The sequence below is a fragment of the Marinobacter sp. P4B1 genome (assembly GCF_001447135.1).
Taxonomy (GTDB): Bacteria; Pseudomonadota; Gammaproteobacteria; order Pseudomonadales; family Oleiphilaceae; genus Marinobacter; species Marinobacter vinifirmus.
Window position 1 is genome coordinate 54,611 of record NZ_CM003615.1, and the last position, 19,846, is coordinate 74,456.

General features: G+C 53.9%; 29 protein-coding genes. 9 read left to right on the top strand and 20 right to left on the bottom strand.

Going from position 1 to position 19,846, the window contains the following annotated elements; genetic code table 11:
* Positions 1-10: 10 nt before the first annotated feature.
* From AQ621_RS17700 to AQ621_RS00355, 8 genes are all read right to left on the bottom strand, one after another.
* Complete coding sequence (locus AQ621_RS17700) at positions 11-628, bottom strand: hypothetical protein (RefSeq protein ID WP_058339781.1); 618 nt, start codon at positions 626-628, stop codon at positions 11-13.
* A 119-nt stretch (positions 629-747) separates the two neighbouring features.
* Entirely contained in the window at positions 748-2,436 is a 1,689-nt protein-coding gene (locus AQ621_RS00325; RefSeq protein WP_058339782.1) for a class I SAM-dependent methyltransferase, read from the bottom strand.
* A 76-nt stretch (positions 2,437-2,512) separates the two neighbouring features.
* Positions 2,513-3,031, bottom strand: coding sequence for an RES family NAD+ phosphorylase (locus tag AQ621_RS00330; protein ID WP_058339783.1), 519 nt, complete (start codon positions 3,029-3,031; stop codon positions 2,513-2,515).
* The gene (locus AQ621_RS00335; protein ID WP_058339784.1) at positions 3,028-3,543 is read right to left on the bottom strand and encodes an MbcA/ParS/Xre antitoxin family protein; all 516 of its coding nucleotides are present in this window, start codon (positions 3,541-3,543) and stop codon (positions 3,028-3,030) included. The genes AQ621_RS00330 and AQ621_RS00335 overlap by 4 nt, the downstream gene beginning before the upstream one ends.
* Positions 3,544-3,599: 56 nt before the next feature.
* Positions 3,600-3,839 carry a hypothetical protein gene (locus tag AQ621_RS00340; protein WP_058339785.1) on the bottom strand — a complete coding sequence of 80 codons (240 nt, stop codon included), beginning with the start codon at positions 3,837-3,839 and terminating at the stop codon, positions 3,600-3,602.
* 64 nt (positions 3,840-3,903) lie between these two features.
* Positions 3,904-4,629 carry a hypothetical protein gene (locus tag AQ621_RS00345; RefSeq protein ID WP_145840211.1) on the bottom strand — a complete coding sequence of 242 codons (726 nt, stop codon included), beginning with the start codon at positions 4,627-4,629 and terminating at the stop codon, positions 3,904-3,906.
* Positions 4,630-4,648: 19 nt separating this feature from the next.
* Positions 4,649-5,038, bottom strand: coding sequence for a hypothetical protein (locus AQ621_RS00350; protein ID WP_058339787.1), 390 nt, complete (start codon positions 5,036-5,038; stop codon positions 4,649-4,651).
* Positions 5,039-5,153: 115 nt separating this feature from the next.
* Positions 5,154-5,687, bottom strand: a complete 534-nt coding sequence (locus tag AQ621_RS00355; RefSeq protein WP_058339788.1) for an outer membrane beta-barrel protein — start codon at positions 5,685-5,687, stop codon at positions 5,154-5,156.
* Between the two features lie 185 nt (positions 5,688-5,872).
* Here AQ621_RS00355 and AQ621_RS00360 point away from each other — a divergent pair, with 185 nt between their 5' ends.
* Together AQ621_RS00360 and AQ621_RS00365 are read left to right on the top strand one after the other, a co-directional pair.
* Positions 5,873-6,673, top strand: a complete 801-nt coding sequence (locus tag AQ621_RS00360; protein ID WP_058339789.1) for a hypothetical protein — start codon at positions 5,873-5,875, stop codon at positions 6,671-6,673.
* 270 nt (positions 6,674-6,943) lie between these two features.
* On the top strand, positions 6,944-7,162 hold the full coding sequence (locus AQ621_RS00365) for a hypothetical protein (RefSeq protein WP_058339790.1): 219 nt from the start codon (positions 6,944-6,946) through the stop codon (positions 7,160-7,162).
* Between the two features lie 37 nt (positions 7,163-7,199).
* Here AQ621_RS00365 and AQ621_RS00370 read toward each other — a convergent pair whose 3' ends face one another.
* From AQ621_RS00370 to AQ621_RS00390, 5 genes are all read right to left on the bottom strand, one after another.
* A complete protein-coding gene (locus tag AQ621_RS00370; protein WP_145840212.1) occupies positions 7,200-7,592 on the bottom strand; it encodes a hypothetical protein in 393 nt (130 codons plus the stop codon).
* Between the two features lie 76 nt (positions 7,593-7,668).
* Complete coding sequence (locus tag AQ621_RS00375) at positions 7,669-8,031, bottom strand: hypothetical protein (protein WP_058339792.1); 363 nt, start codon at positions 8,029-8,031, stop codon at positions 7,669-7,671.
* The gene (locus AQ621_RS17730; protein WP_058339793.1) at positions 8,028-8,366 is read right to left on the bottom strand and encodes a hypothetical protein; all 339 of its coding nucleotides are present in this window, start codon (positions 8,364-8,366) and stop codon (positions 8,028-8,030) included. Before AQ621_RS17730 ends, AQ621_RS00375 begins: the two co-directional genes overlap by 4 nt.
* A 57-nt stretch (positions 8,367-8,423) precedes the next feature.
* Complete coding sequence (locus AQ621_RS00385) at positions 8,424-8,858, bottom strand: hypothetical protein (protein WP_058339794.1); 435 nt, start codon at positions 8,856-8,858, stop codon at positions 8,424-8,426.
* 175 nt (positions 8,859-9,033) lie between these two features.
* Complete coding sequence (locus AQ621_RS00390) at positions 9,034-9,363, bottom strand: hypothetical protein (RefSeq protein ID WP_058339795.1); 330 nt, start codon at positions 9,361-9,363, stop codon at positions 9,034-9,036.
* Positions 9,364-9,626: 263 nt separating this feature from the next.
* Between AQ621_RS00390 and AQ621_RS00395 the strand changes: the two genes are divergently transcribed.
* Genes AQ621_RS00395 through AQ621_RS00405 form a run of 3 tightly spaced genes read left to right on the top strand, consistent with a single transcriptional unit; the run spans position 9,627 to position 11,280 of the window.
* Positions 9,627-10,628: an adenine nucleotide alpha hydrolase family protein gene (locus tag AQ621_RS00395; RefSeq protein WP_058339796.1), complete on the top strand. Its 1,002-nt coding sequence runs from the start codon at positions 9,627-9,629 to the stop codon at positions 10,626-10,628.
* 13 nt (positions 10,629-10,641) lie between these two features.
* The gene (locus tag AQ621_RS00400; RefSeq protein ID WP_058339797.1) at positions 10,642-11,049 is read left to right on the top strand and encodes a hypothetical protein; all 408 of its coding nucleotides are present in this window, start codon (positions 10,642-10,644) and stop codon (positions 11,047-11,049) included.
* Positions 11,050-11,058: 9 nt separating this feature from the next.
* Positions 11,059-11,280, top strand: a complete 222-nt coding sequence (locus AQ621_RS00405; RefSeq protein ID WP_058339798.1) for a hypothetical protein — start codon at positions 11,059-11,061, stop codon at positions 11,278-11,280.
* A 21-nt stretch (positions 11,281-11,301) separates the two neighbouring features.
* On the opposite strand, the gene AQ621_RS00410 is transcribed toward AQ621_RS00405, so the two are convergent.
* On the bottom strand, positions 11,302-11,568 hold the full coding sequence (locus AQ621_RS00410; protein WP_058339799.1) for a hypothetical protein: 267 nt from the start codon (positions 11,566-11,568) through the stop codon (positions 11,302-11,304).
* A gap of 122 nt (positions 11,569-11,690) precedes the next feature.
* Positions 11,691-12,113, bottom strand: a complete 423-nt coding sequence (locus AQ621_RS00415) for a hypothetical protein (RefSeq protein ID WP_058339800.1) — start codon at positions 12,111-12,113, stop codon at positions 11,691-11,693.
* Between the two features lie 218 nt (positions 12,114-12,331).
* On the opposite strand from AQ621_RS00415, the gene AQ621_RS00420 reads away from it, so the two are divergent.
* On the top strand, positions 12,332-12,703 hold the full coding sequence (locus AQ621_RS00420; RefSeq protein ID WP_058339801.1) for a hypothetical protein: 372 nt from the start codon (positions 12,332-12,334) through the stop codon (positions 12,701-12,703).
* A 132-nt stretch (positions 12,704-12,835) separates the two neighbouring features.
* On the opposite strand, the gene AQ621_RS00425 is transcribed toward AQ621_RS00420, so the two are convergent.
* The 5 genes from AQ621_RS00425 to AQ621_RS00440 all read right to left on the bottom strand — a co-directional run bounded on the left by AQ621_RS00425 (position 12,836) and on the right by AQ621_RS00440 (position 16,005).
* Positions 12,836-13,147 carry a hypothetical protein gene (locus AQ621_RS00425; protein WP_058339802.1) on the bottom strand — a complete coding sequence of 104 codons (312 nt, stop codon included), beginning with the start codon at positions 13,145-13,147 and terminating at the stop codon, positions 12,836-12,838.
* A 154-nt stretch (positions 13,148-13,301) separates the two neighbouring features.
* A complete protein-coding gene (locus AQ621_RS00430) occupies positions 13,302-14,717 on the bottom strand; it encodes a DNA cytosine methyltransferase (RefSeq protein WP_058339803.1) in 1,416 nt (471 codons plus the stop codon).
* A gap of 128 nt (positions 14,718-14,845) precedes the next feature.
* Entirely contained in the window at positions 14,846-15,247 is a 402-nt protein-coding gene (locus AQ621_RS00435; RefSeq protein WP_145840214.1) for a hypothetical protein, read from the bottom strand.
* A 235-nt stretch (positions 15,248-15,482) separates the two neighbouring features.
* Complete coding sequence (locus AQ621_RS17880) at positions 15,483-15,608, bottom strand: hypothetical protein (RefSeq protein WP_264753791.1); 126 nt, start codon at positions 15,606-15,608, stop codon at positions 15,483-15,485.
* A gap of 10 nt (positions 15,609-15,618) precedes the next feature.
* Positions 15,619-16,005, bottom strand: a complete 387-nt coding sequence (locus AQ621_RS00440; RefSeq protein ID WP_058339805.1) for a hypothetical protein — start codon at positions 16,003-16,005, stop codon at positions 15,619-15,621.
* A 271-nt stretch (positions 16,006-16,276) separates the two neighbouring features.
* Here AQ621_RS00440 and AQ621_RS00445 point away from each other — a divergent pair, with 271 nt between their 5' ends.
* The 3 genes from AQ621_RS00445 (at position 16,277) to AQ621_RS00455 (ending at position 19,843) form a co-directional block, all read left to right on the top strand.
* Positions 16,277-16,867 (top strand): hypothetical protein, encoded by a 591-nt coding sequence (locus AQ621_RS00445; RefSeq protein ID WP_058339806.1) that lies wholly within the window; start codon positions 16,277-16,279, stop codon positions 16,865-16,867.
* Positions 16,868-17,015: 148 nt separating this feature from the next.
* Positions 17,016-19,121, top strand: coding sequence for an adenosylcobalamin-dependent ribonucleoside-diphosphate reductase (locus AQ621_RS00450; protein WP_058339807.1), 2,106 nt, complete (start codon positions 17,016-17,018; stop codon positions 19,119-19,121).
* Between the two features lie 11 nt (positions 19,122-19,132).
* A complete protein-coding gene (locus AQ621_RS00455; RefSeq protein WP_058339808.1) occupies positions 19,133-19,843 on the top strand; it encodes a hypothetical protein in 711 nt (236 codons plus the stop codon).
* Positions 19,844-19,846 lie beyond the last annotated feature (3 nt).

Sequence of the window (19,846 nt, forward strand, 5' to 3'; positions counted from 1 at the left end):
AAGCGGCGACTCAACCCACCACCTCGTCCCACTGGGACAAGAACTGTTCCAGCCACCGACGATCAGCCTTGCCCAAGACGAGGGATTCATCGGCCAGCAATTCATCAGCACTGTTTTGCGGAAGCCCTTTCTCTCGGCAGAAGTCGTTAAGAGCCTTCGCTAGAGATTCCGCGCTGCGAGCATCCCGCAAAGAAAGGTTAAACCAAGCCCGATCTTGCCCGAGCGACTGCGGCAGGCCGTAGGAGCCTACGTGATCGCCGTTAAACACGGTTGCCTCTTCGAGACACACCCAACCATCGCGATAGTTCCAGTATCCCGCGCCGTCCATGGTGGCAGCCTCGTTTGCGGAATAGATCACCCATCCACCGAGTTCAGGGAACGGAATCTCTACATCCATCTCGGCACCATCTTCAGCAGAGTCCACGGCGAGAGCCGCTTTCAGGATAGCAACAGCCCCTTCCGCAAGATCTGAGGTCTCTTTGTTCAGCCGGATATCCTCAGCGGTGTAATCGCCTTCAAACTTATCCTGGCGATCGCCGCGACTATCAATACCTTCTTCAACCAGTTCCGCCAGAGCGTCAATATGCTTCTGGGTAAGCTGCACGGTGATGGTTTGCAGTGCTGACATAGTGTTCTCCCGCTGTCTTTTGAATAACTCCACTATCTCACGCACACCTGAATCTGCAACGGCCACCGGGGAAGTGGCCGGAGAAGTACCGGAGAAGTACCGGAGAAGTACCGGGGAAGTTACCGGGGAAGCGCCAGCAGATTGTCACCACCCGACAACTTGAGATTTGAGCTGAACGCTTGAGCACACTCGGCGATGTCCGCATCCAACTCTTCGGCGGCCTCACTCGCATTCTTGAGCCAACCCTTTAGCCTTCCGAACTCCACGTTGATCCGGCATGCCAGTCGCTGATTCATCTTGATATGGAGGTTGCCGTTCTTAAACGCCTTGACCTCGAACAGTGTGTTCACCTGGCCGGTGGTATGGTCGCGATAAAGGAAAGCCTGCTTCTTTCCTGACTCCCACTTGAAGTCGTGCGCCTGGGGTTGCCCGACGTTATCGAACCCCAGATTGTTTGCGACCGTTGCCAGATCGTCCAACATGGAGGCTGCCGCATTGCTCAGACCGCTGGCGGTGTGCTCGAAGGAATACTCAGAAACGCAGATGGCCTGATACATAGGCAATACGATGCGCAGTTCCAGCCCATAGCGATCAATCTCCGGCTGGCGGCCATATCGCCATTCATTGCTGTCGAACACTCTCTGATTCGACTTGTACTGCCGGATGTTGTCCTGCTTCGACAACCTCTCAACCAACCGAATCAACTGCGAGTCGTAATACTGGTTGGCATTCTTCACCACCCATGAGAGCAGGGCGTAGGCATTCGAGGCACTGAAATCGATGTTCGTACTCGAATGAAGCTTTTCGAGCATGTCCTTGCGGCTTTGCATGGTAAGCCGGTCGGTCACCGAATTAATATGATGGAAGAGTTCATCCCAGTACGCGGCCTTCAATCCTACAATCTTGAGCTTCAGGCCTTTTGCGATGGATTCGGTATTAACGCCCAACTCGTACAGCAGCACAGAATCAAGCTCGCAGATCCGCCGATAGTCATCCAGAAGGCTGTTCAAATCCTCCCGATAGAACGTCTCCAGAGCCTGCACAAGCCCGCTGGCGGTGATCAGTCCCTTACCCTCACTGACACGCTTCTTAACCTTGTTTTTGATGGCGTCGGCCGGATTCAGGCCGTCGTAACTGGCCTTGCCAGCATTGGGAGCAAAGTTGGTCTCGAACCAGAGATCGAAAGGTGATTTTATCTGAGATTCATCCCGGCCACCCAGTCCAAATGACCGCTCATAAGCCAGTCGCACACGGACAACGTGAACCTTGGCCCGAGCTTTGCGGTCAGCACCAGGCTCCATGAAGTCAAACTCACCGAGAATCGTGGCTTCGCCCTGGCGGGCCTCGATGGCGGCAGCGATCTCCGGGCACTTTTCCCAACGGGTCGGCAGAACCATATAGACCTGTTTGGCGTTGCCCTCGGTAATGATCTTCTTGGCCCAAGCCTTAAACTCGGAATAGGGCGGGTTGCACCAGATCACGTCAACGGGCTTGTCAATCAGCACCTGCTCATGGAAGTCGCACCCGATGGTAATGATGGAAGGATCCTGCGCCTCAATGAGCGGTTGGGATTTCTCGATGGCGTACCGGTCGCCTTTGGTCAGGGCTTCGAGGGCCCGACCATCACCGGCCCCACAGTCCAGAATGGACAACCGATCCGCAGCATCGTGGTTGGCGTGCAGATTAAAGCATTCGCGCATATCCGCTTTTGCCGCATCAAGCATTGCCTGAGTGGTTGGGTACCACTCGTAGTCCTGGTCGGTGAACTTCAGTGATTGGATCAGCTGGCTGGTGCTCAGGTTGCCCATGGGATCTCCCGGTGTTGATTCGTGATGAACTCACGATCACATGGAGATTGGCATCTGCAACCAGTGCCTCGGGTGATTATTTCCCTGGGCTGAACATTCGTGCGGAATAGATTGGCGAAAAGGTATCTTGCAACACGATGCGCTGTACCGCGTCCGATTCTGGGTTGAGCACGACGTTGGCGTAAACGCAGTCTCTGATCTCATTGTACGGAGACTGAGCGAGATCGATGTTAATGGTGCATGACGGAACGATAAAGCCATCGTACCGATCATCGCCCAGGTATCTATCTCCCAGCTCTTGGGCGGCCAGCGGGGGGTAGGGCGTGCTCCATCCATCCGGAAGCTCATCAGGGGTAACCTGGTGCAGCCGCAGGGCTGGAGCCTCAAAGACACCCATCACGTTTATCGCATTGGCGATAACCGGATCCGGCTGGTAGTTGGCCAGCTCAAGCATGGCGTTCTGAATGTTACTGCTGAAATAGATCACAGGCGTACCAGCGCTGTTCCATCGAGCCCCATCACGAAAACTACCTGTTTTGTGGTAATCCTTGAATTGGCCGATGTATTTCGCATTTGCGGCTTTGAACAGAATCAAGAGTAGTCTCCGTACTTGAGCTTCTGGACATGCCTCTCCAGGACTTTCCGGCCGGTGATTGTCCCCATCAGACTTTTTGGCGTCTCGCCATCCAATGCCGGTACCGGAGTATCGAGCCAGCGCTTCATCATCTCCTTATCCCCACTGAATAGGTCTTGCTCGACCTCTTTCCAGAGGTTCGTGAGATCCTCAAGCTCTTCGGTCTGGGTTCGCGACAAGGCCTTGCGCTGGTAGAGCTTTGCGAGATTGGTAATGCTGACATCAAGGGAGTCAGCAATCAAATCTCTTGGAATAACCGTGGCGATAAACCTCAATCCAGAACCCGAAGCGAGGCTGCTCGTTATGAGCCGGCGAGTTTTAATCAATGACACACGCGGGCCCGGTTTCTCGGAAAGGCGGAACTTAAACAGATCATCTACGCTGCGAATCTGAACCTCTTTAACCTGACCGCTGTCCACATACTCAATATGCAGGCCGCCATCAGCATCGCGCACTTCCTCGGTAGTAGCCATTCTCGATCCTCGTCAATCGTACCTTTAACGATAGTATGCGCGTATTCAGTACGATTTCAAACCTGAAGATAGGATGCCTTCAAGGATTCCACCAGAGAAATAGATTCCGGATCGGAGCCTTCGGCTTTCATTCTACGGACAAGAGCCGAACGAGCCTCGGAAAAACGAGTCGATAAGAGATCCCAGCCAAACTTGGCCTGCATCTCTTCCGGGAAATGCATGTCGATGGCATCCACTTCTTCGACCTGTAGCTCCCCACGGACAACATCTGTGCTGTCGAAACCATATACCTTCATGTTGTGCCCTCAAGACGTTGGTTCAACTAGACGTTGCCACAGGCCCTGCAATCTGCAACAGGGCTCAAGCGTTACTTCGAGCAGCCTCAAACCACGCGGCCATTTCCCCGGCCAGCCGTTCAGAAACCTCGGGTGAGGATGAAATCGGACTTGCAGGCTGAATGTTCGACTTAGAAGCAAGAATGGCTTCCCGCTGCTCCCTGAACACAGCCCCAAGAGCTTCGACCGGGATATCTTCGCCAGCCTCGTTGAGATGGCGGCGAAGCTCTTTGAATCGCTCAGCTGGCGGAGGGTTAAGCAGAACTCTACGGCGATCTTCATCGAGCACATCATTGAGTTCCGCCCAAAGGTTAACGCAATACTCCCAGGTTTCAGAGTAGCGCCGTGTTCGGAAGGTGTAGAAACGAACGCTTCGGCCATTGTCGGCATCGGACGCTCGATCAGGAATGTTTACTGCAAAGCCGGCCTGCCACTTTCCCCTTCGATCCCTCCTGAAATCGCAGGTCAACCCATGGACGCCGGTTTGCCTGAGAGGGTGAGTGGTAGGGTGATTTTCGGACACAAATCGCCGGTACTGACTCAGCGCACTTTCCGCAAGCCACTCAGCTTCCTTTATTTCGGCGCGAAGCCGCTGCATTTTGAACTGAGGGCAACGGTCATCTTGATACCGGATGTGGTCACCGGAAGTCTTAAAGTACGCCTGATGGTATTTCTGGGCGACCATCACGGTCACACGGAAGCCAATCCATCCGGTCGGGTGCTCCCCTTTTGCGTAGTAACGAATAGCCATAGGTATATGAAAGAACTTGTTAGCTGGAACAATTAACGACGCTTATACCTGCAAAAGAGCCCAAGTGCTGCCTTCCATCTTCAACCAGATAATTGACGGCCAGGACTCTCTCCATATTCGGTGTGAATAGGGGGTAAAACGCGTATTCTACAATATCCGTTCCGTTGACCCTGGAAGGGTAATCGACAACGATATTAACCTTAACCCCGGCGTTATGATCAACAACCCTTGTCACCTTGCCCTGGTAGCGATAACCTGAACGCATAGTTACAACGGCAGATCTGTCGCTCAGATTCCATTCCATTTGGCTCGCAGAAGTATGCACCGTCGTTGCCTCAATTTCACATTTGACAGTGCTGGCCACGGCCTGACTGGACGCCAGAAGCAACGGCAACAACAGTTTTTTCATGAAGTGAACGCCTTATGTGTCGATGACCAGTTGGGCGATTAAGGCGGCATAGCACCGAAGCCCGAATACCCAAAAAAAAGCCCGAGAGTGTCTCGGGCTTGTGGGGCAGTTTAAGTTAGAAGTTGTAGTGAAGGCCAACATTGAGAATGTCGGCATCATCAACGGAGGTGTAGTCACCCACAATGCCAAACTGGTCGTTCAGGTTGTAACGAATGCCGGCACCGAAGCCAATCTTGATGCTGGAGTCATCTTCGGTTGCAGAGACGGAGCCATTGGAAGCCTTGGCTTCAACATCCAGATAGACCAGGCCCAGTCGAACAAAGGGTACCAGGGTGTCGGACAGCTGAGTGAAGTTGTAAACGCCATAACCACCCAGAGTGGTTACAGAACCTTCAACTTTAACGTCACCCGCCCACGGGTTTGACCAGGTTTCTTCGGCGTCTTTCAGCGTCACCATCAGCTCCGCTTCCATGGCGAAGTTTTCATGCCCGGCAACTCTTTTACCAACGACCACAGAGCTGACAACAGCGTTATCAGAAAGAGTCAGGTCAGCGGAGCCGAGTTTCACCTGGCCATACAAGTCGGCGTGAGCGGCAGCAGAACCGAGGAGGCCGGCAGCAACAACAGAGGCGATCAGAGTTTTTTTCAAAGCAAATTCCTTGTGTAAATTCAGATGGTTGGTGCGTCAACTTATGCACACAACCAATCTATCGTGACCCAAAGAATCTGCAACATAGAAACCCTGTCAAAAAAGCGGTGCTTTCTGCGACATTCAGGGAGCCGATTAAGGCAGGATGAGAAGTAAGACAGGCGCGGATTAGACTGAGGGAATGTTTGAGCATTGAGCTGATTATTTATCTGTGGTTTCAGGAGTTCCTGACACTACTCACTATTGTGGCTGCACCGGCTCTGACGCTCTACGCGGCCAATGAGCTGTGGTATCGGGCTTGCGGCCTCTACGGCTATAAAACGGAATTGATCACCGGATGTGTCGGCACCCCCATTCATGAGATATCACACGCTGTCGCCGTAAAACTATTCGGAATGTCCATCCACGACATTGCGCTTTACCAGCCGGATCCCCAGTCACGAACCCTGGGTTACGTGGTCTATGCCTACCAGCCAGGTTCGGTGTGGCACGGACTTGGCCGTTTTGTTGTGGGTATTGCGCCGCTGATCGGTGGGGCCCTGGTGGTGACCGGGCTTCTTTGGCTTGGCGATTTGCCCCTGTTTGGGGATTACCGGCAAGCGTCGGATCCGGTGGTCGGGCCCTTTTGGCAGTGGGCGAGAGATCTGTTGTCCTCAGCAGACAACTTCTGGACTTGGGTATTCCTGGCGCTGGCGGTCATGGTCGCCACGCATGCGACACCAAGCGGGGCAGACCTGAAAGGATGCGCCTCCGGGTTGTTTGGGACGATTGTTATGTTTATGACGCTGAAACTGGTGCTGGTGTTGCTGCCGGAGGACGCCTACCAGGCCATCCGTCCCTATATCGACTTGGAGGCCTTCTTTACCGAAGTGGGTGCTCAGGTGATGCAGCTGGCAGCGCTGGGCATAGTCGCGGCGTTGCTGCTGTCTCTGGCAGCGCTAATGGTGAAGCTGGGAGGAAAGGTGCTGGCCCGGAGCGGGGCATAAAAAAGCCCGATCGGATATCGGGCTAAGAAAGGATTGCACGTTTCGCATCAAGGCTTGAGATGCTGAATAAAGATACGGCGTAGCCTGGTACAGGGATCACTCATTGAGGCACAAAAGATCCGCGTCGTAAGCGCAAACTTTTGGGTATCCAGTAACCGGTATTTCAGGGGCTGAACGCTTGAAGAAAAAGGGTCGGACAAACGGTTGGTAGGTGATGCGATCCCCCGCAAGCGACTGACCAGGCGGAGGGGTATCACAGGATCCCGCATAGTGACCGATGGCGACAGCATGGACATTCCGTACACCCTGGCTCACGCAGCGCTGATACCCGCCCTGATTCACCTTGAACACCACATCGTCCAGAATGACCGCTTTGGCCCGGCCAAGCACTCGACCTTTCTCCGGGCCCTCGTCAGCCTGAACGCTGAAATATCCGGGCGCATTCAGGTTGCGGTACACCCGGCACCGCATGCCTATCTCGGGTTCTGAGCGGCCTCGGAACGGGACAAAAGCCGAGGTCATAGAATCACGCCACTCCCATCAGATCTTCTGCCACGGACAACCCAAACTCAGACTCGAACCAGTGCCAGACCGCTTCCTTGTCCTCGCCTTTCTCAAAATGCAGAAAGGGGGCGTCCAGCTGATCATCCTCGTCCACCGGAATGTCGGCAAGCTCTTGCCAGAGCGTGTTAGCCACGACAATCTTTTTCTGTTCGTCGGGCGAACCCGCAAGCCGAGAAGGAGCAATGTGCCGGCATACCATCTGCTCGTTTCGGCAGATCACAGGTTCACCAGGCCCAGCCGGTAGTCGCTCTACGACAACCATCTCAAGAGGATTAACACAAAGATAGCGTCCGCCGGAGACGATGGCCTGGCCGTCACGGCCGAGTACGGGATGGGTTTTCTGTGTGGAATGCATGACGTTCTCCCAGTCGGTGAAGTTCATTGTGTTTGCACGAACAACATCTCACCGATCTGGGAGTCTGCAAGTGGTATCAGGAAAGATGATCAGGCCAGCCCGCAACGAAGGGTCGCAAATCATCGAGACTAAGCTTCTGGTGGAATCGCTTGTCCCGGTAACTCTCAGCAGGCCAGGATTCATGCTCAAGCATCTGAGGTGCCGGCTTGAGCCAGCGGTACAGCTGCTCGGCGGTGTGGAAGCGAATCCCGCCCAGATAGCCCAATGAAGGATGCAGCTGAATGCCCCGGATAGCCTGACGGTCGCGTGGCGACAATGATTCCAGCAGCGAGATCAGAGGGCTACTGGGAACCACCATGCGAGGAAGCCGGCCGGTGGCCCGAAACTCCATCATGGCCTTCGGGTTCGTGGCGAGATGATGCACCTGGCGTGAGTTCATGCTACCCCCTCTTCAACGCTTGCACCGGCTGTCAGGCCTCTGGCTACGACTTCGTGACCGATGGTGGCGTAATCATCGCCTTCGGCCCAAAGTTCCCGAGCAACGGCCTGAGCGACAAACAGGGGTTCGCCGAAGCCGTGGGAGAGAATGTATTCCTCGCACCGTTCCCAGTCGAAGGCTTCGACTCGAACATGTTTCATCCCCTCATCGCCCAACTGTTCCTGGACTTGATCAAGGGTGTAAACCACACCGTCAAATTCAAACTCCATGGGCAGGCAGTCAAAGCGTTTTAAGTGGTCGATCAGAAAATCTTTGGCATCGTCCTGAAAGTTCATGGCGATCTCCGGTCACTGGGAGTGAAGAAGGTGCCCCGAAGGGCACCAAGGTAGATATCAGGCGCTTTTGGCTTCCATAGCCTGCAAGGCGTGACTGACGAGAGTGTGGGGAGCGACTCGCTGCGTCCCGCTCCCATCACAGGTGTCGAGAAGCACGTTGTTTTTTCGGGCCCTCATGCGCAGACCGGCGATTTTCAGTCGCTCGCCATGAATGACTACTTCCCGCCCAAAACCACCCTCAGGGAGACCAAACAGGGTGCAGTAGCGGTCATAATCCTGCCGCTCTCTGCTGATCACTTCACCGGTTTCGGTAAGCATTGCCAGATCGAGCTTAAAGGTGCCGGTCTTGCCCTCCGGATCATAGGTGGCTCGACCAGCAGTGACCTGAATACCCAATTCTTTTGAAAGCTCTTCCAGCTTGGCATCGAGGGCAGGGCGGATCACTTTGGTGAGGGTCTGCTTGTCGATTGCTTTAAGGGTTGGTGTAGCCATAACACGCTCTCCTGAGTTGCGTTGTCGGTGTTGATACTTAAAGCTTCTCACTGGTTTCCGCATCTGCAAGCCGACACGCAGACACAAAAAAGCCCGGACAGTGCCGGGCAAAAGTCGGAAAGCCTTCCTAGCTTTCCTCGCAGGTGGGGGTCAGCCCATCTTCTTCACGGAAACCTCAAGATAAGTGGTTCAGCACCCCCTTGAGCCGTTCCTTCAAAGCAATACCGCGATCATTAAGGAAGAACAACGTCACCCTGTAATCGGCGCTGTCAGGCCTGGTATTCGCCACATTGATACCAGCCTTCCCCGGCCGAGCATGAGCGGTCAGATTCCGCATATTGCGGGACGCTCGGGACTTGCCCAGATTAAAACGGGCCTCAACCTCGCTAACCGTTGCGTACTGGTTCTCGCACAAATGCAAAAAACACAAAATCGTGCCAACAGGAATATCCTCTTCATACTCCCGGAATAGATCGATCGCTTTAGACAAGATGCTGGTGTTCAAAGACAAACCCTCTCACCAAACAAACCCAACACTGCCAATCCCCTAACCGGACAACGCCGGAGCAATTATCTGGATTGGCAGCACGAAAACAACTCGTATACCCCCTTAAATTCTCACGGGTTTTCTCACCTGCAACCCAGGCAGGACTCATCCGGCAGAGTCTTTAGCGGACAACCACAAAGCCCGCGGCTAATAAGCGACCTCCGGTTGCAGATCTTCAAATCGATGAGAGCTTGGTACCCAGACACGGATGAGGTGATGTGATGACTGGTATCGAGAAATCCCCCGCAACGACCGACGACCTTTTTGCCCCTCAGGGGAATCGGCTTACCGTACTGTCATTCGGTGCCGGCCAGGACAGCAGCGCTTTGCTGGAGCTCTATCTGGACGATCCGGATTTTCGCCGCCGTTATGCCCCGAATGACTTCGTAGTGGTCATGTCCGATACCGGTGACGAATTCGATCAAACCTACGATCATATCCGTGACGTACAGCGGCGATGCAAAGAAGCCGGCGTTGAGTTTGTCTTGATCAATCCAGACATGGGCTTTCACTCGGAAAGCTGGCGGTCTCTGCGTCATTTCTATCGAACAAAGGGCACGATTGGCTCCAAGGCTTTCCCCAAGACCTGTACTGACCGGCTAAAAATCCAGCCTATTTACCGCTGGCTGGAGCACTGGCTGTCGCAGCGGTACGGAGTGAAATGCAACCGCAAGGCGGGCATCAGAGAGTTTGCCGCCCGGTACGGCCGCATCAAGATGATGATCGGTATCGCCAAAGGCGAGGAATCCCGGATGGCGGATCCTGCGAAAAACCCCAACCGCTGGTACCGGGAGTCCATTGAGCCAATTTACCCCCTGGTGGATATGGGGATGGATCGAGCCGCCTGCCAGGAGCTCCTGCACGCAAAAGGTCTGTACGTCATTCCATCGAACTGCAAAGCATGCCCATTCCTCAGCGAGCCCGAGCTGGAATACCTTCGTCGGTTTAACCCGGAGTCGCTGGCGGATTGGGTTGAGTTGGAGGCTGCAAAACTGAAAAAGCATGCAGATAAGAACGAAGTGATCGTGACCGATAAGGACGGCCAGCCGAAACGGGATCGTCACGGCAATGTGAAGGTGGAGAACCGGAACTACGGCGTATTCGGTGTAACCCCGTTACCGGTGAAGATTGAGCAGGCGAAAGAGGACTATGCCTCATGGTCTGACGAAGACATTGCTGCCTATCGGTACTCCCACGGGCACTGCGTTGCCACCGCCTTTTAAAGGAAAGCCGATCGTGGAAGATAAACGAAAACCTGTGACGGAAGACGACCTGCGGGCCATCAGAGAGTTCATGGAGCGAAATCCGAGGGTTTCTGAAATCCTGCCGGCAACACTCCCCTGTGGGTTCAAGGTGACGGACTATCACCCGATCTGTTCGTCCTGTGAACAAGAGATTCCCGGAAACTGGGCTTGGGTATCCAGGCAGCGCCAGCAATTTGGAGGGCGGGTTGTTGAGGTCTGGGAGGCGAAGGGTGTCTGCACAGATTGTCGATACCTGACAAACACACTCATACGCTTTCGGTCTGATGGCACCTTCGATTCCCTCATTGGCCACCAGTGGAAAACGGGAACGATCCGAAATCGAAAAAGCGGGAAGAAGGCCTGGGCCCGGCGCTTACTGTCTCGTTTGTTTGGTATCTAGGAGAATCGCATGCATTTCATTGAATACGGGCAGTTGCCAGAGGCGTTGCAGCACAAGATCCAGGATGTCGCAAAAGCACGCTCACACAGAGTTCGGAGAGTCACGCAGGAGGAAGCGGATCTGATCCAATCGATGATTGGCTGGCGCGATGGCTGGTTTTTAGCGCCCGACAAGGCTCAGATCGTTTTGGAAACGCGGCCCTGCGGTCAGAATATCGTATTCCGAATTTGAGCGAGGGCCGATCAGAAGGGATTACCCCCAAGGATCATCTTCATCCCGCAAAAAATAAGACTGGGTGCCGGGCTGAAGGCCGGTATGGTCGTCTTCTACCGACTCTACGCGAACCCAATCCCCGTCTCGGCTAACCGGAGCAAAGAAGCTGCCAAGGAATAGACCAGCGATAAGTGCAATGATGGTGATAAGTAGAGACTCAGAAAAGAACGCAACAGTAAGTCCGGCGGCCAATCCACCCAACCGATACAAGTACGCCTTGTTCGCTTCTTTTTTCAGCTTGCTCATACATCACCTCATCTCACTAAAATAGAAAATCCTCCAAATCGCAACTCCATAAAGAGGGTTATGAATACAATATATCACTACATATTGATTCTGCAATCTACGTATTGAGAACATGTTGTGGTTCAAGAAGCCTTCGCCACTGGAGGCTCAATTTCAGGGACTTCTCCCGCAAGCGCTTTACAAGCTGAGGCAATACCAATAATTCCCCCATTGAGCATGAGTTGAAGAGGGGTTTTGCCGACAAAAGGCTGCGCTCTCCGAGGTGCTCGCATTTCCCGATTTGCCTTGGCGACGCTTCCATGCTCAGCAACCATCGCCTTATATGTCAGAACAAAACAGCGAATTCTCACAAGCTTGTCGCGATCCAGAGGTTCTGGCGGCAGCTTACGAAGCCTTTCCAGCTCAATAAGGCCTACCTTCAGCAAGCGGCATTGCTCATCAACAGTAGTGTTCCAATCCTTACAGATCCGAAAGAATGCTCGCAACGCGACGTAACCAAGTTTGGACTTAAAGTTGAACTTTGAAATTTCTGGGGGGAGATACATCGTCTACTCGCCTGGTCGTGTTAGGACAATCAGAGAAGAACGATACAGCATTGGCAGGCAGAGAAGGTTGAAGAAAGATGGAAACAAACGGGGGTGTTTCATCACCACCCACAGGGCCGCCCCTTCCCTAGAGAGCCTTGCAGAACTCAACTTTCATGGGACATTAAAAGAAAGTCAGTACAGAAGTAAACCCGTGAAGTCAGTACAGGAGTAAACCCGTGAAACAGAACACTAAAATCACCATCCAGTACGCAGATGCAGCTAACTGGAAACAGCACGCCACCGTGATTCTTGGCGGCGTTCCCACGGCAAAAGACATTCGCGCTGCGATTGCAAATCTGGAAGACGGGGAGTTTCTGGTCGCGCATCAGGTGGGCCTGCCAACCCCGCAGGAAGGCTCCGACGGCGAGGATGACCACGTATTTTGCACGCTGGACATTTTTGAGGGGGCTCACCCAGAAGATGATATCGAGTGCTTCCTAACCGACGAGCCGCCGACAATGAATATGAGTGTTGCCGACCTGCTGGATAAGATTGCCACGCAAGATTGGGATGTCGCGTCGGAGATGGCTCGGCTCGGTCTGAGTTAAGAGGCACCTCGTCACAGCCGCCTGAAACACCGTCAGGCGGCTTTTTCTTTTTTTAAACCGAACATCTATAGCGCCAAAAACACCGACAAACCACTGCGAGAGCCGGCGGGCCAGCAGACTCTCGCTCCAGCCTTAACTGGCCAAATCAAGGTTATCAGGGAGAATGGGAAGGGAGCCGGCGCGATCATAAATCCAGCGCTGAACCTGCTCTTTGGTGAAATCTGTCCGTACAGGTTCGGCACTCACCGGCTCCCAGTCGGGGCCCGGCTGATCTGAGTTGATGGTGAAAATACCGGGCCGATCACTGCCTGCGGGCTTGTAAAACATGTACATCGGCGTACCAGGGTCATAGCACTGCTTCACGAACCAGTCTTCTACAGCGGGCTTAATCAGGCTATGAACGAAGCCGGCGACTGTACGGGGCATACCGGGAATAAACGACATGGCGGGCGTCCTCTGTGTTGAATGTCGTTTTATAGTCACACGGTACCGGCCATCTGCAAGGACGAAACAGGCCCGACATCCAGACACCCTGTTTCTGCCCGTTTATAGGTTCAGGCCTGAGATCTGGGCACCCTGTCTTTGTCCGTTTATTGGTTCAGGCGGCGAGTGTCGCGCCACTGGGCCAAGAAATCAGGGCCGACAGTTGCCGGGCGAGGGCATACCCGACAGCTTCAAAGGCCGGGAAGATAACCGATTGGCCAAGAATCTCATGCTTGGTGCCAGTGGCAATGGCTGGATCTTCAATGATCTTCAGAGGAATACCCATGCAGCGGCTGTGCTCTTCTGGCGTTAGCAATCGGGACAACTCCGGTTTCTCGGGGTGGCGGATCATTGGATCCGTGCTACGGCGCCTATGGTACTGGCGAGTGATGGTCGAGATACGACTTTCTTCTCCAGTGAAGAGCTGCCTGCGGAAGCCCTTGGCATCGGCAATGTCACGCTTCTCCTTTTTCGCCAGATACGCCATTTCGCGCCACATGGGAGAATCAGCCGGAATGTCGTCAAGAACTTCACCCAAGGTGTCCGGCTTGGACACCAGCGGCTCCACATCGGTCAGGTCGACAACATCCTCAAGCCCCTGCGTGACGGCAACGACACACAGGCGTTCGCGATTTTCAAGCGCCCCAAATTCGTTACCACCTAAAACGCGCTCTGAGACCACGTAGCCTGCAGAGGACAGCACGCTGCGAATCACGGCCATGGAAGCTGAGGAGCTATAGGCTTTGACGTTTTCGAGAATGACCAGCCACGGCTGGGAGGCGATGATGTGGTTGAGAGTGTAGAAGAACAGAGATCCGGCTGTGTCATGCTCTTCCGGGAGATAGGTTCGGCTCTCGCCCTTGATGTGACGCATTTTTGACCGACCGGCGACAGATGCGCCTAAACACGGCAAACCGGCCAAAAGTATGTCGCAAGGAATCCGGCTGTCCGGGGTAACGTCTTCAATGCCACCCTCTATCAGGATGGAGTCTTCTAAAAAGAGCTCCGGGTTCTGGGAGAGCGATACATCCAAGTATTCCCGCTCTTTTTCAATGGCGACTTGCACAAAGCTATTCACTCCGGCCTTGGCAAGCCCAGAGTGAATGGCAAGGTCGAGCACGCCAGCCCCGTGATAATGGGAGTGGACTGCCAGCTTACGGCGTTCTGCGATGGCTTTGCGGGCCTTCTCCAAACGGGCAGCCACATGACCAGTCAGGATATGCTTGGTGATAATGATCCTGCCACGACGAATGGCAATACGCAGCTTCTGGCTGACCTCAAACCACTTTGCCAGCGACTTATTGTTGATATCGATGATCGGGACTCGCTTGCCGTTGCGCTTGCGAGAGGAGACCACACGGGCATCAGAGTCATCATTTACTCGAACCAGAATCAGCCGATCTCTCTGACTGTCATCCATTCGATAGTGCTCTCCGGCACGAAACCCTTCCCGGCGCAGCTTTTCCCCTTCAAACCAAATCCGTGGGGTGTCTTTGCGCTCGCCAACAGTCGAAATAATGATAGATGCCATGTCAGAATCTCCAATTGCCTGAAACAAATAAAGATTCGCATGGGTTAATCAATCTGCAACGCCCCCCTGAAAAGCCCAGATCGTCCGAAACAGACCACAAAAAAAGCCGCGGTTAGCGGCTTGATTGGCTACCACACCCACATGGGGGCGGTAGGGCGCTTCATCACAATTTTGGGCTTTTCCGGAGCTGGAGCGCTCGATGCTTCTGGAGCTTTGGCCTCAACAGAAGCGTTTGCCTTCCGATTACCAGCCCAAAAGGCTTTTCCGGTGCTGAAATCCACCTCATAACGACCGACAAGGCGATACCCTTTGTTAATCTTCTCGATCTGAACATCGAACACCGGCTTCTTGGTGTTCCGAGAGACATTGCTAAATTCCAAGACGCCACGCGCATTCCCTTGGGCAAGGCCGTCAACATCGGTTGCACCCCAAGCAACATAGCGCTGCCCATTCATCTCAAGCCCGCACCAGATTTTGTCGCCCCGCTTGCCTGGGGCCGCGTAAACCTCAGCAATACCAACAGCCATCAAGAAATCCTCCTCAACTCACCTGGTATTACTCTCTCACGGCCCCGACACTCTGCAACCGATCAACTCACGGAAACAAACCCCGCCTTTCGCTCAATAACACCATCCACCTTCCGGAACATGACCATCAACAACAAACCCTGCGGAAGCCAAGCCATGGGGCTTTGTCGACGCTCAACGCTTGCCATCTCTGGTCATCGTCCAAGTCTTGATCGGACTCTAACCTTTCGATTTGCTCCTAAAGGCCAACATGGATGGCGCTGGACACCGACTCCAACCTCCAGTCATCAGACAGGCTCAACTGATCGCGAGCGTTAAATTCATAGCGACCCCAAGGGTCATCAAACATCGGCTGTGTGGGCATACCAAAACTCCTAATATCGCGTATTGATCAAATCAAGATCGAGTTCGTCCGGCTCAATCGTCAAGGGTAAAGCATCGTCGTAATGGTCGAGACCAATCATTCGCAGCCGCTTGGCAATCTGAACCAGCGTCATATCGCGACCACCAACTTTCTGAGTCATAGCTGCTGCACCAGGGCAGTGACACACATCCACCGGACGATAGTTTCCTTCCTCATCGTGATTCCGACTATCGGAACGATACACAGTACGGTGGCAGTGAAATGTCCCGGCAGCACCTGTAAGCAAATCCTGGATGATCTGCTCCCGACGGCCCGGCATCAACTCAATCGCCTGATCGTCGTTCCGGAACGGGCAATTCGCGCAAGGCCTCCGTAAAGCAAACTGCTTCTCGCACATAGAAAGATCTCCAGAAGGTTTTAACCGATAGTGACACCCCAGTAGCGATCTGCAAGACCATGATTTGGCAAATTACCGCTGTCGCAGTCGGACAACCAGAAGAAAACACCCCCTACAACACGAACCTTTCCAGACCTTTTCCGTTAAAGCAGGCCATAGAATTCCGATAGCTACACGACAGGGTTGCAGATTTCAGATCCCCGGTATTCTGGAATCAGGAAACGCAAAAACGTGACCCACAAAAACTGTCACACTGACTGAGGAAACAGACATGAAAAAGAACATCATTGCAGTATTCGCGATCTCCACCATGATCCTGGCATCAGGTTGCAGCTCTAACGGGGGCTCAATCATTGAGAACCCGGTAGCCGGTTATCTGACAGGTGGTAATAACGCCATCCTGGGACTGGGCGACGAGATGGAGCCGGAACAGGTGACCTTGGCCAAACGCATCATCCACCTGTCCTCTGAACCTGGAGCCATCGACGACAACGGTAATCTCCGCGTAGCAGCAACAGTTACCGGGGTGCGCGTTGAAGAGATGAAAACCAATAGCCGCGCCTACCAGAATCTGACCGAGAACTACGGTGGCGCTGTTGTTGCATCAAACCCGCTGAACCCGAACAACGGGCGCATTGATGCTGCCATGCAGATCGGTTCCCGGCTCGCGGACTCCGTGTTTGGCAGCAAAACCGTAGAAGTGACCAAGTATGAGCTGACCACGGAATCAGGCTATCGCTTTGAGGTTGTGCAACCGGAGAACTTCCCCTCTGACTTCCAGGAAGGTGACGCCGTTATCTATCGAAGCGCCAAATCTGTTGAGAGCAGCGCCGAGAATGCCTTCTTCATGGTGAAACGCTAACCAAACCATCCCCCGGCCGGCCTTCCTCTGCGAGGGCCGCCGCACCCTAGCAAAGAAACATGCGCTCAAATGAACAGGTATTCAGCGCTCAAACTTTGCTCAGATCCATACACTAAAGACACATTCAACGCCGTCCAGCGAGGTAAGCATGGTCGATACAACCGTTCCCTTTCAGGAGCCGTCCAAAGAGATTTGGGCGAGCAAGTATCAACTTAAAGACAAGGCCGGGAACCCGGTGGATCAAACCATCGAGGATACTTACAAGCGAGTTGCACAAGCCCTGGCTGACGTAGAAAACACCGATCAACAGGGGGGCCAGTATGAGAATTTCCTGTGGGCGCTAAAGAATGGCGCAATCCCGGCAGGTCGTATCATGTCCAATGCCGGTGCTCAGGCCTACAAACCCGCGACCAGCCTGATTAACTGCACCGTGTCGCAGACTGTCCATGATTCGATGACAGATATCCTGGATAGCGTTCACCAGGCGGGCCTGACGCTTAAAGCCGGCTGCGGTATTGGTTACGAGTTCTCAACGCTGCGCCCGAAAGGCTCTTGGGTGTCCGGGGCCGGAGCAAGCACCAGCGGCCCACTGTCTTTCATGGACATTTTCGACCGCATGTGTGCCACCGTTTCTTCTGCTGGCGGCCGTCGTGGTGCCCAGATGGCAACCTTCGACATACATCATCCTGACGTAATGGAATTCATTCAGGCCAAGCGCGAGGATGGTCGGCTGCGTCAATTTAACTGCTCTTTGCTGATCACAGATTTGTTCATGGATGCTGTGATTAACGGTAAGGACTGGGTTCTGTCTTTCCCTGTGACCGGCAAAGAAGTGGAAGAGGATGGCTTGGATCTGACGAATCCCGAGCAAGTGGTATACCGAGATTTCCCGGTGACTGAAGGGTACATCACAAACAATGCCGGCCAGGTTGCCTGCAAGGTGTATGACAAACTACCGGCCCAGCAGATCTGGGACACCATCATGAAGTCCACCTACGACTATGCAGAGCCAGGCTTTATCCTGATCGACCAGGTAAACGAGATGAACAATAACTGGTTCTGCGAAGAGATCCGGGCAACCAACCCCTGCGGCGAGCAACCGCTGCCCCCGGAAGGCGCGTGCCTGTTGGGCTCTATCAATCTGACCAAGTTTGTGGAAGCTCCGTTCACGGATAAGGCCAGCTTCAACTTTGAGAAGTTCGCCAAGGTAGTGCGGATCTTCACCCGGATGCTGGACAACGTGGTTGAGATTCATGGCTTGCCGCTTGAGGGCCAGGCCAAAGAAATCGCGGCCAAGCGTCGTCACGGTATGGGCTTCCTCGGCTTGGGTTCGGCTTTATCCATGTTGGGTGTTGCGTATGGCTCCGACGAGGCCTGCAACATGACCAGTGAAATCGCCCGAACGCTGGCGGTTGAGGGCTGGAAGGAAGCTCTGAACCTGGCTAAAGAGAAAGGCCCGGCCCCGATCATGGAGCAGGAATTTGAGATCACACCAAAGATGCTGGCTCGCCGACCGGAGATGGCCAAAGACGGCATTCAAGTCGGTGACAAAGTTCCCGGTCGAGTGCTTCATGCCCGGTATTCCCGATACATGCAGAAGATTGCCAAGGTAGATCCGCAGCTGGTGGCTGAACTGGAACAGGTGGGTGCTCGTTTCACGCATCACTCCTCCATTGCTCCGACCGGCACGATCTCCTTGTCCCTGGGGAACAACGCCAGCAACGGTATCGAGCCCAGCTTCTCGCACAGCTATCTACGCAATGTCATTCGGGAAGGGAAGAAGACCAAGGAGCAGGTAGAAGTGGCGTCCTTTGAGCTGCTTACCTATCGTCATTTCATCAACCCGGAGGCGACGGACAAGGATCTGCCAGCATCTTGTGTAACGGCAGACACCATCTCTCCGGTAGAACACATTGCGATGCAGGCGGCAGCTCAGGAGTGGATTGACTCATCCATCTCAAAGACCGCCAACGTGCCGACTGAGATGCCGTTTGAGAATTTCAAAGACCTTTACCTGACGGCATACAAGGCCCGGTTGAAAGGCTGCACCACGTTCAGGTTTAACCCCGAAGCGTTCCAGGGTGTGCTGGTGCGTAAAGAAGACCTGGAGAACACCACCTATGTATTCACGTTGGAGGATGGTTCTCAGGTGGAATTAAAGGGGAATGAAAGCGTGATGTACGAGGGCGAAGAGCATACCGCTGCTAACTTGTACGATGCCTTGAAAGAGGGCACTTATGGGGCTGCGGCCTGAGGAGACTGACAATGAAAGAGATTGAACAGAAGATCGTAGGCTTTAAGGTAGCCGCCAAGAACAATGTCACGCCATTCCCTCAGGCAGATGACGACCCAACGATCAAGCGAATTGAAGAGCGCCCGGAAGGCTCTCTCGAAGCGGTGAGTGAGAAAATCGTATACAGCACCGCCGAGGGTAAGCAGAAGGTATACGTTCTGGTCAGCTTTATGAAAGTTGAAGGTGTCCTTGACGGAAAGCCTGTCACTGTTGAGCGCCCGATTGAGTTCTTTTTCCCGATTGGACAAGGAACTTCTGAGCACCAGTGGATCAGTGCGACCATGCGTTCGCTGTCGCTGGCGGCCCGAGGTGGCTATGCCGCTCAGAATCTACAGGATCTGAGGAAGGTCGCGTGGGATAAAGGCCCGGTTCGCTGTGGCGTCAATGCTCATGGCAAGCCGATCTACCACAACTCTGAGGTGGCCGCGATTGCCTGGTCACTGCAACAGATCCTCTATCGCCGTGGGTTCCTGGATGCGGACTTCAATCAGGTACCGGCCCGCTATCTGGCCAAAATGATGAGTCGATCAGAAGAGTCTCAGCCGGAGATCGAGCACGCAGAGCCGGAAAAGAGCCCCAAGGGGGCAGGGATGGCCGTAGTGGGGGAGTGTCCTGAATGTTCTGGTGACCTGATTCTGCGGGACGGTTGCCCGACATGTTCATGTGGATACTCAAAGTGCTGACAG

What these genes read in the sequence shown, in the direction of transcription:
- AQ621_RS00405 (WP_058339798.1), top strand. Translation starts at nt 11,059, where the DNA reads ATGCATTTCATTGAATACGGGCAGTTGCCAGAGGCGTTGCAGCACAAG.
- AQ621_RS00375 (WP_058339792.1), bottom strand. Translation starts at nt 8,031, where the DNA reads ATGAACTCACGCCAGGTGCATCATCTCGCCACGAACCCGAAGGCCATG.
- AQ621_RS00350 (WP_058339787.1), bottom strand. Translation starts at nt 5,038, where the DNA reads ATGAAAAAACTGTTGTTGCCGTTGCTTCTGGCGTCCAGTCAGGCCGTG.
- AQ621_RS00455 (WP_058339808.1), top strand. Translation starts at nt 19,133, where the DNA reads ATGAAAGAGATTGAACAGAAGATCGTAGGCTTTAAGGTAGCCGCCAAG.
- AQ621_RS00325 (WP_058339782.1), bottom strand. Translation starts at nt 2,436, where the DNA reads ATGGGCAACCTGAGCACCAGCCAGCTGATCCAATCACTGAAGTTCACC.
- AQ621_RS00345 (WP_145840211.1), bottom strand. Translation starts at nt 4,629, where the DNA reads ATGGCTATTCGTTACTACGCAAAAGGGGAGCACCCGACCGGATGGATT.
- AQ621_RS00450 (WP_058339807.1), top strand. Translation starts at nt 17,016, where the DNA reads ATGGTCGATACAACCGTTCCCTTTCAGGAGCCGTCCAAAGAGATTTGG.
- AQ621_RS17700 (WP_058339781.1), bottom strand. Translation starts at nt 628, where the DNA reads ATGTCAGCACTGCAAACCATCACCGTGCAGCTTACCCAGAAGCATATT.
- AQ621_RS00425 (WP_058339802.1), bottom strand. Translation starts at nt 13,147, where the DNA reads ATGTCGTTTATTCCCGGTATGCCCCGTACAGTCGCCGGCTTCGTTCAT.
- AQ621_RS17730 (WP_058339793.1), bottom strand. Translation starts at nt 8,366, where the DNA reads ATGAACTTTCAGGACGATGCCAAAGATTTTCTGATCGACCACTTAAAA.
- AQ621_RS00445 (WP_058339806.1), top strand. Translation starts at nt 16,277, where the DNA reads ATGAAAAAGAACATCATTGCAGTATTCGCGATCTCCACCATGATCCTG.
- AQ621_RS00340 (WP_058339785.1), bottom strand. Translation starts at nt 3,839, where the DNA reads ATGAAGGTATATGGTTTCGACAGCACAGATGTTGTCCGTGGGGAGCTA.
- AQ621_RS00335 (WP_058339784.1), bottom strand. Translation starts at nt 3,543, where the DNA reads ATGGCTACTACCGAGGAAGTGCGCGATGCTGATGGCGGCCTGCATATT.
- AQ621_RS00440 (WP_058339805.1), bottom strand. Translation starts at nt 16,005, where the DNA reads ATGTGCGAGAAGCAGTTTGCTTTACGGAGGCCTTGCGCGAATTGCCCG.
- AQ621_RS00370 (WP_145840212.1), bottom strand. Translation starts at nt 7,592, where the DNA reads ATGCATTCCACACAGAAAACCCATCCCGTACTCGGCCGTGACGGCCAG.
- AQ621_RS00385 (WP_058339794.1), bottom strand. Translation starts at nt 8,858, where the DNA reads ATGGCTACACCAACCCTTAAAGCAATCGACAAGCAGACCCTCACCAAA.
- AQ621_RS00410 (WP_058339799.1), bottom strand. Translation starts at nt 11,568, where the DNA reads ATGAGCAAGCTGAAAAAAGAAGCGAACAAGGCGTACTTGTATCGGTTG.
- AQ621_RS00415 (WP_058339800.1), bottom strand. Translation starts at nt 12,113, where the DNA reads ATGTATCTCCCCCCAGAAATTTCAAAGTTCAACTTTAAGTCCAAACTT.
- AQ621_RS00395 (WP_058339796.1), top strand. Translation starts at nt 9,627, where the DNA reads ATGACTGGTATCGAGAAATCCCCCGCAACGACCGACGACCTTTTTGCC.
- AQ621_RS17880 (WP_264753791.1), bottom strand. Translation starts at nt 15,608, where the DNA reads ATGCCCACACAGCCGATGTTTGATGACCCTTGGGGTCGCTATGAATTT.
- AQ621_RS00430 (WP_058339803.1), bottom strand. Translation starts at nt 14,717, where the DNA reads ATGGCATCTATCATTATTTCGACTGTTGGCGAGCGCAAAGACACCCCA.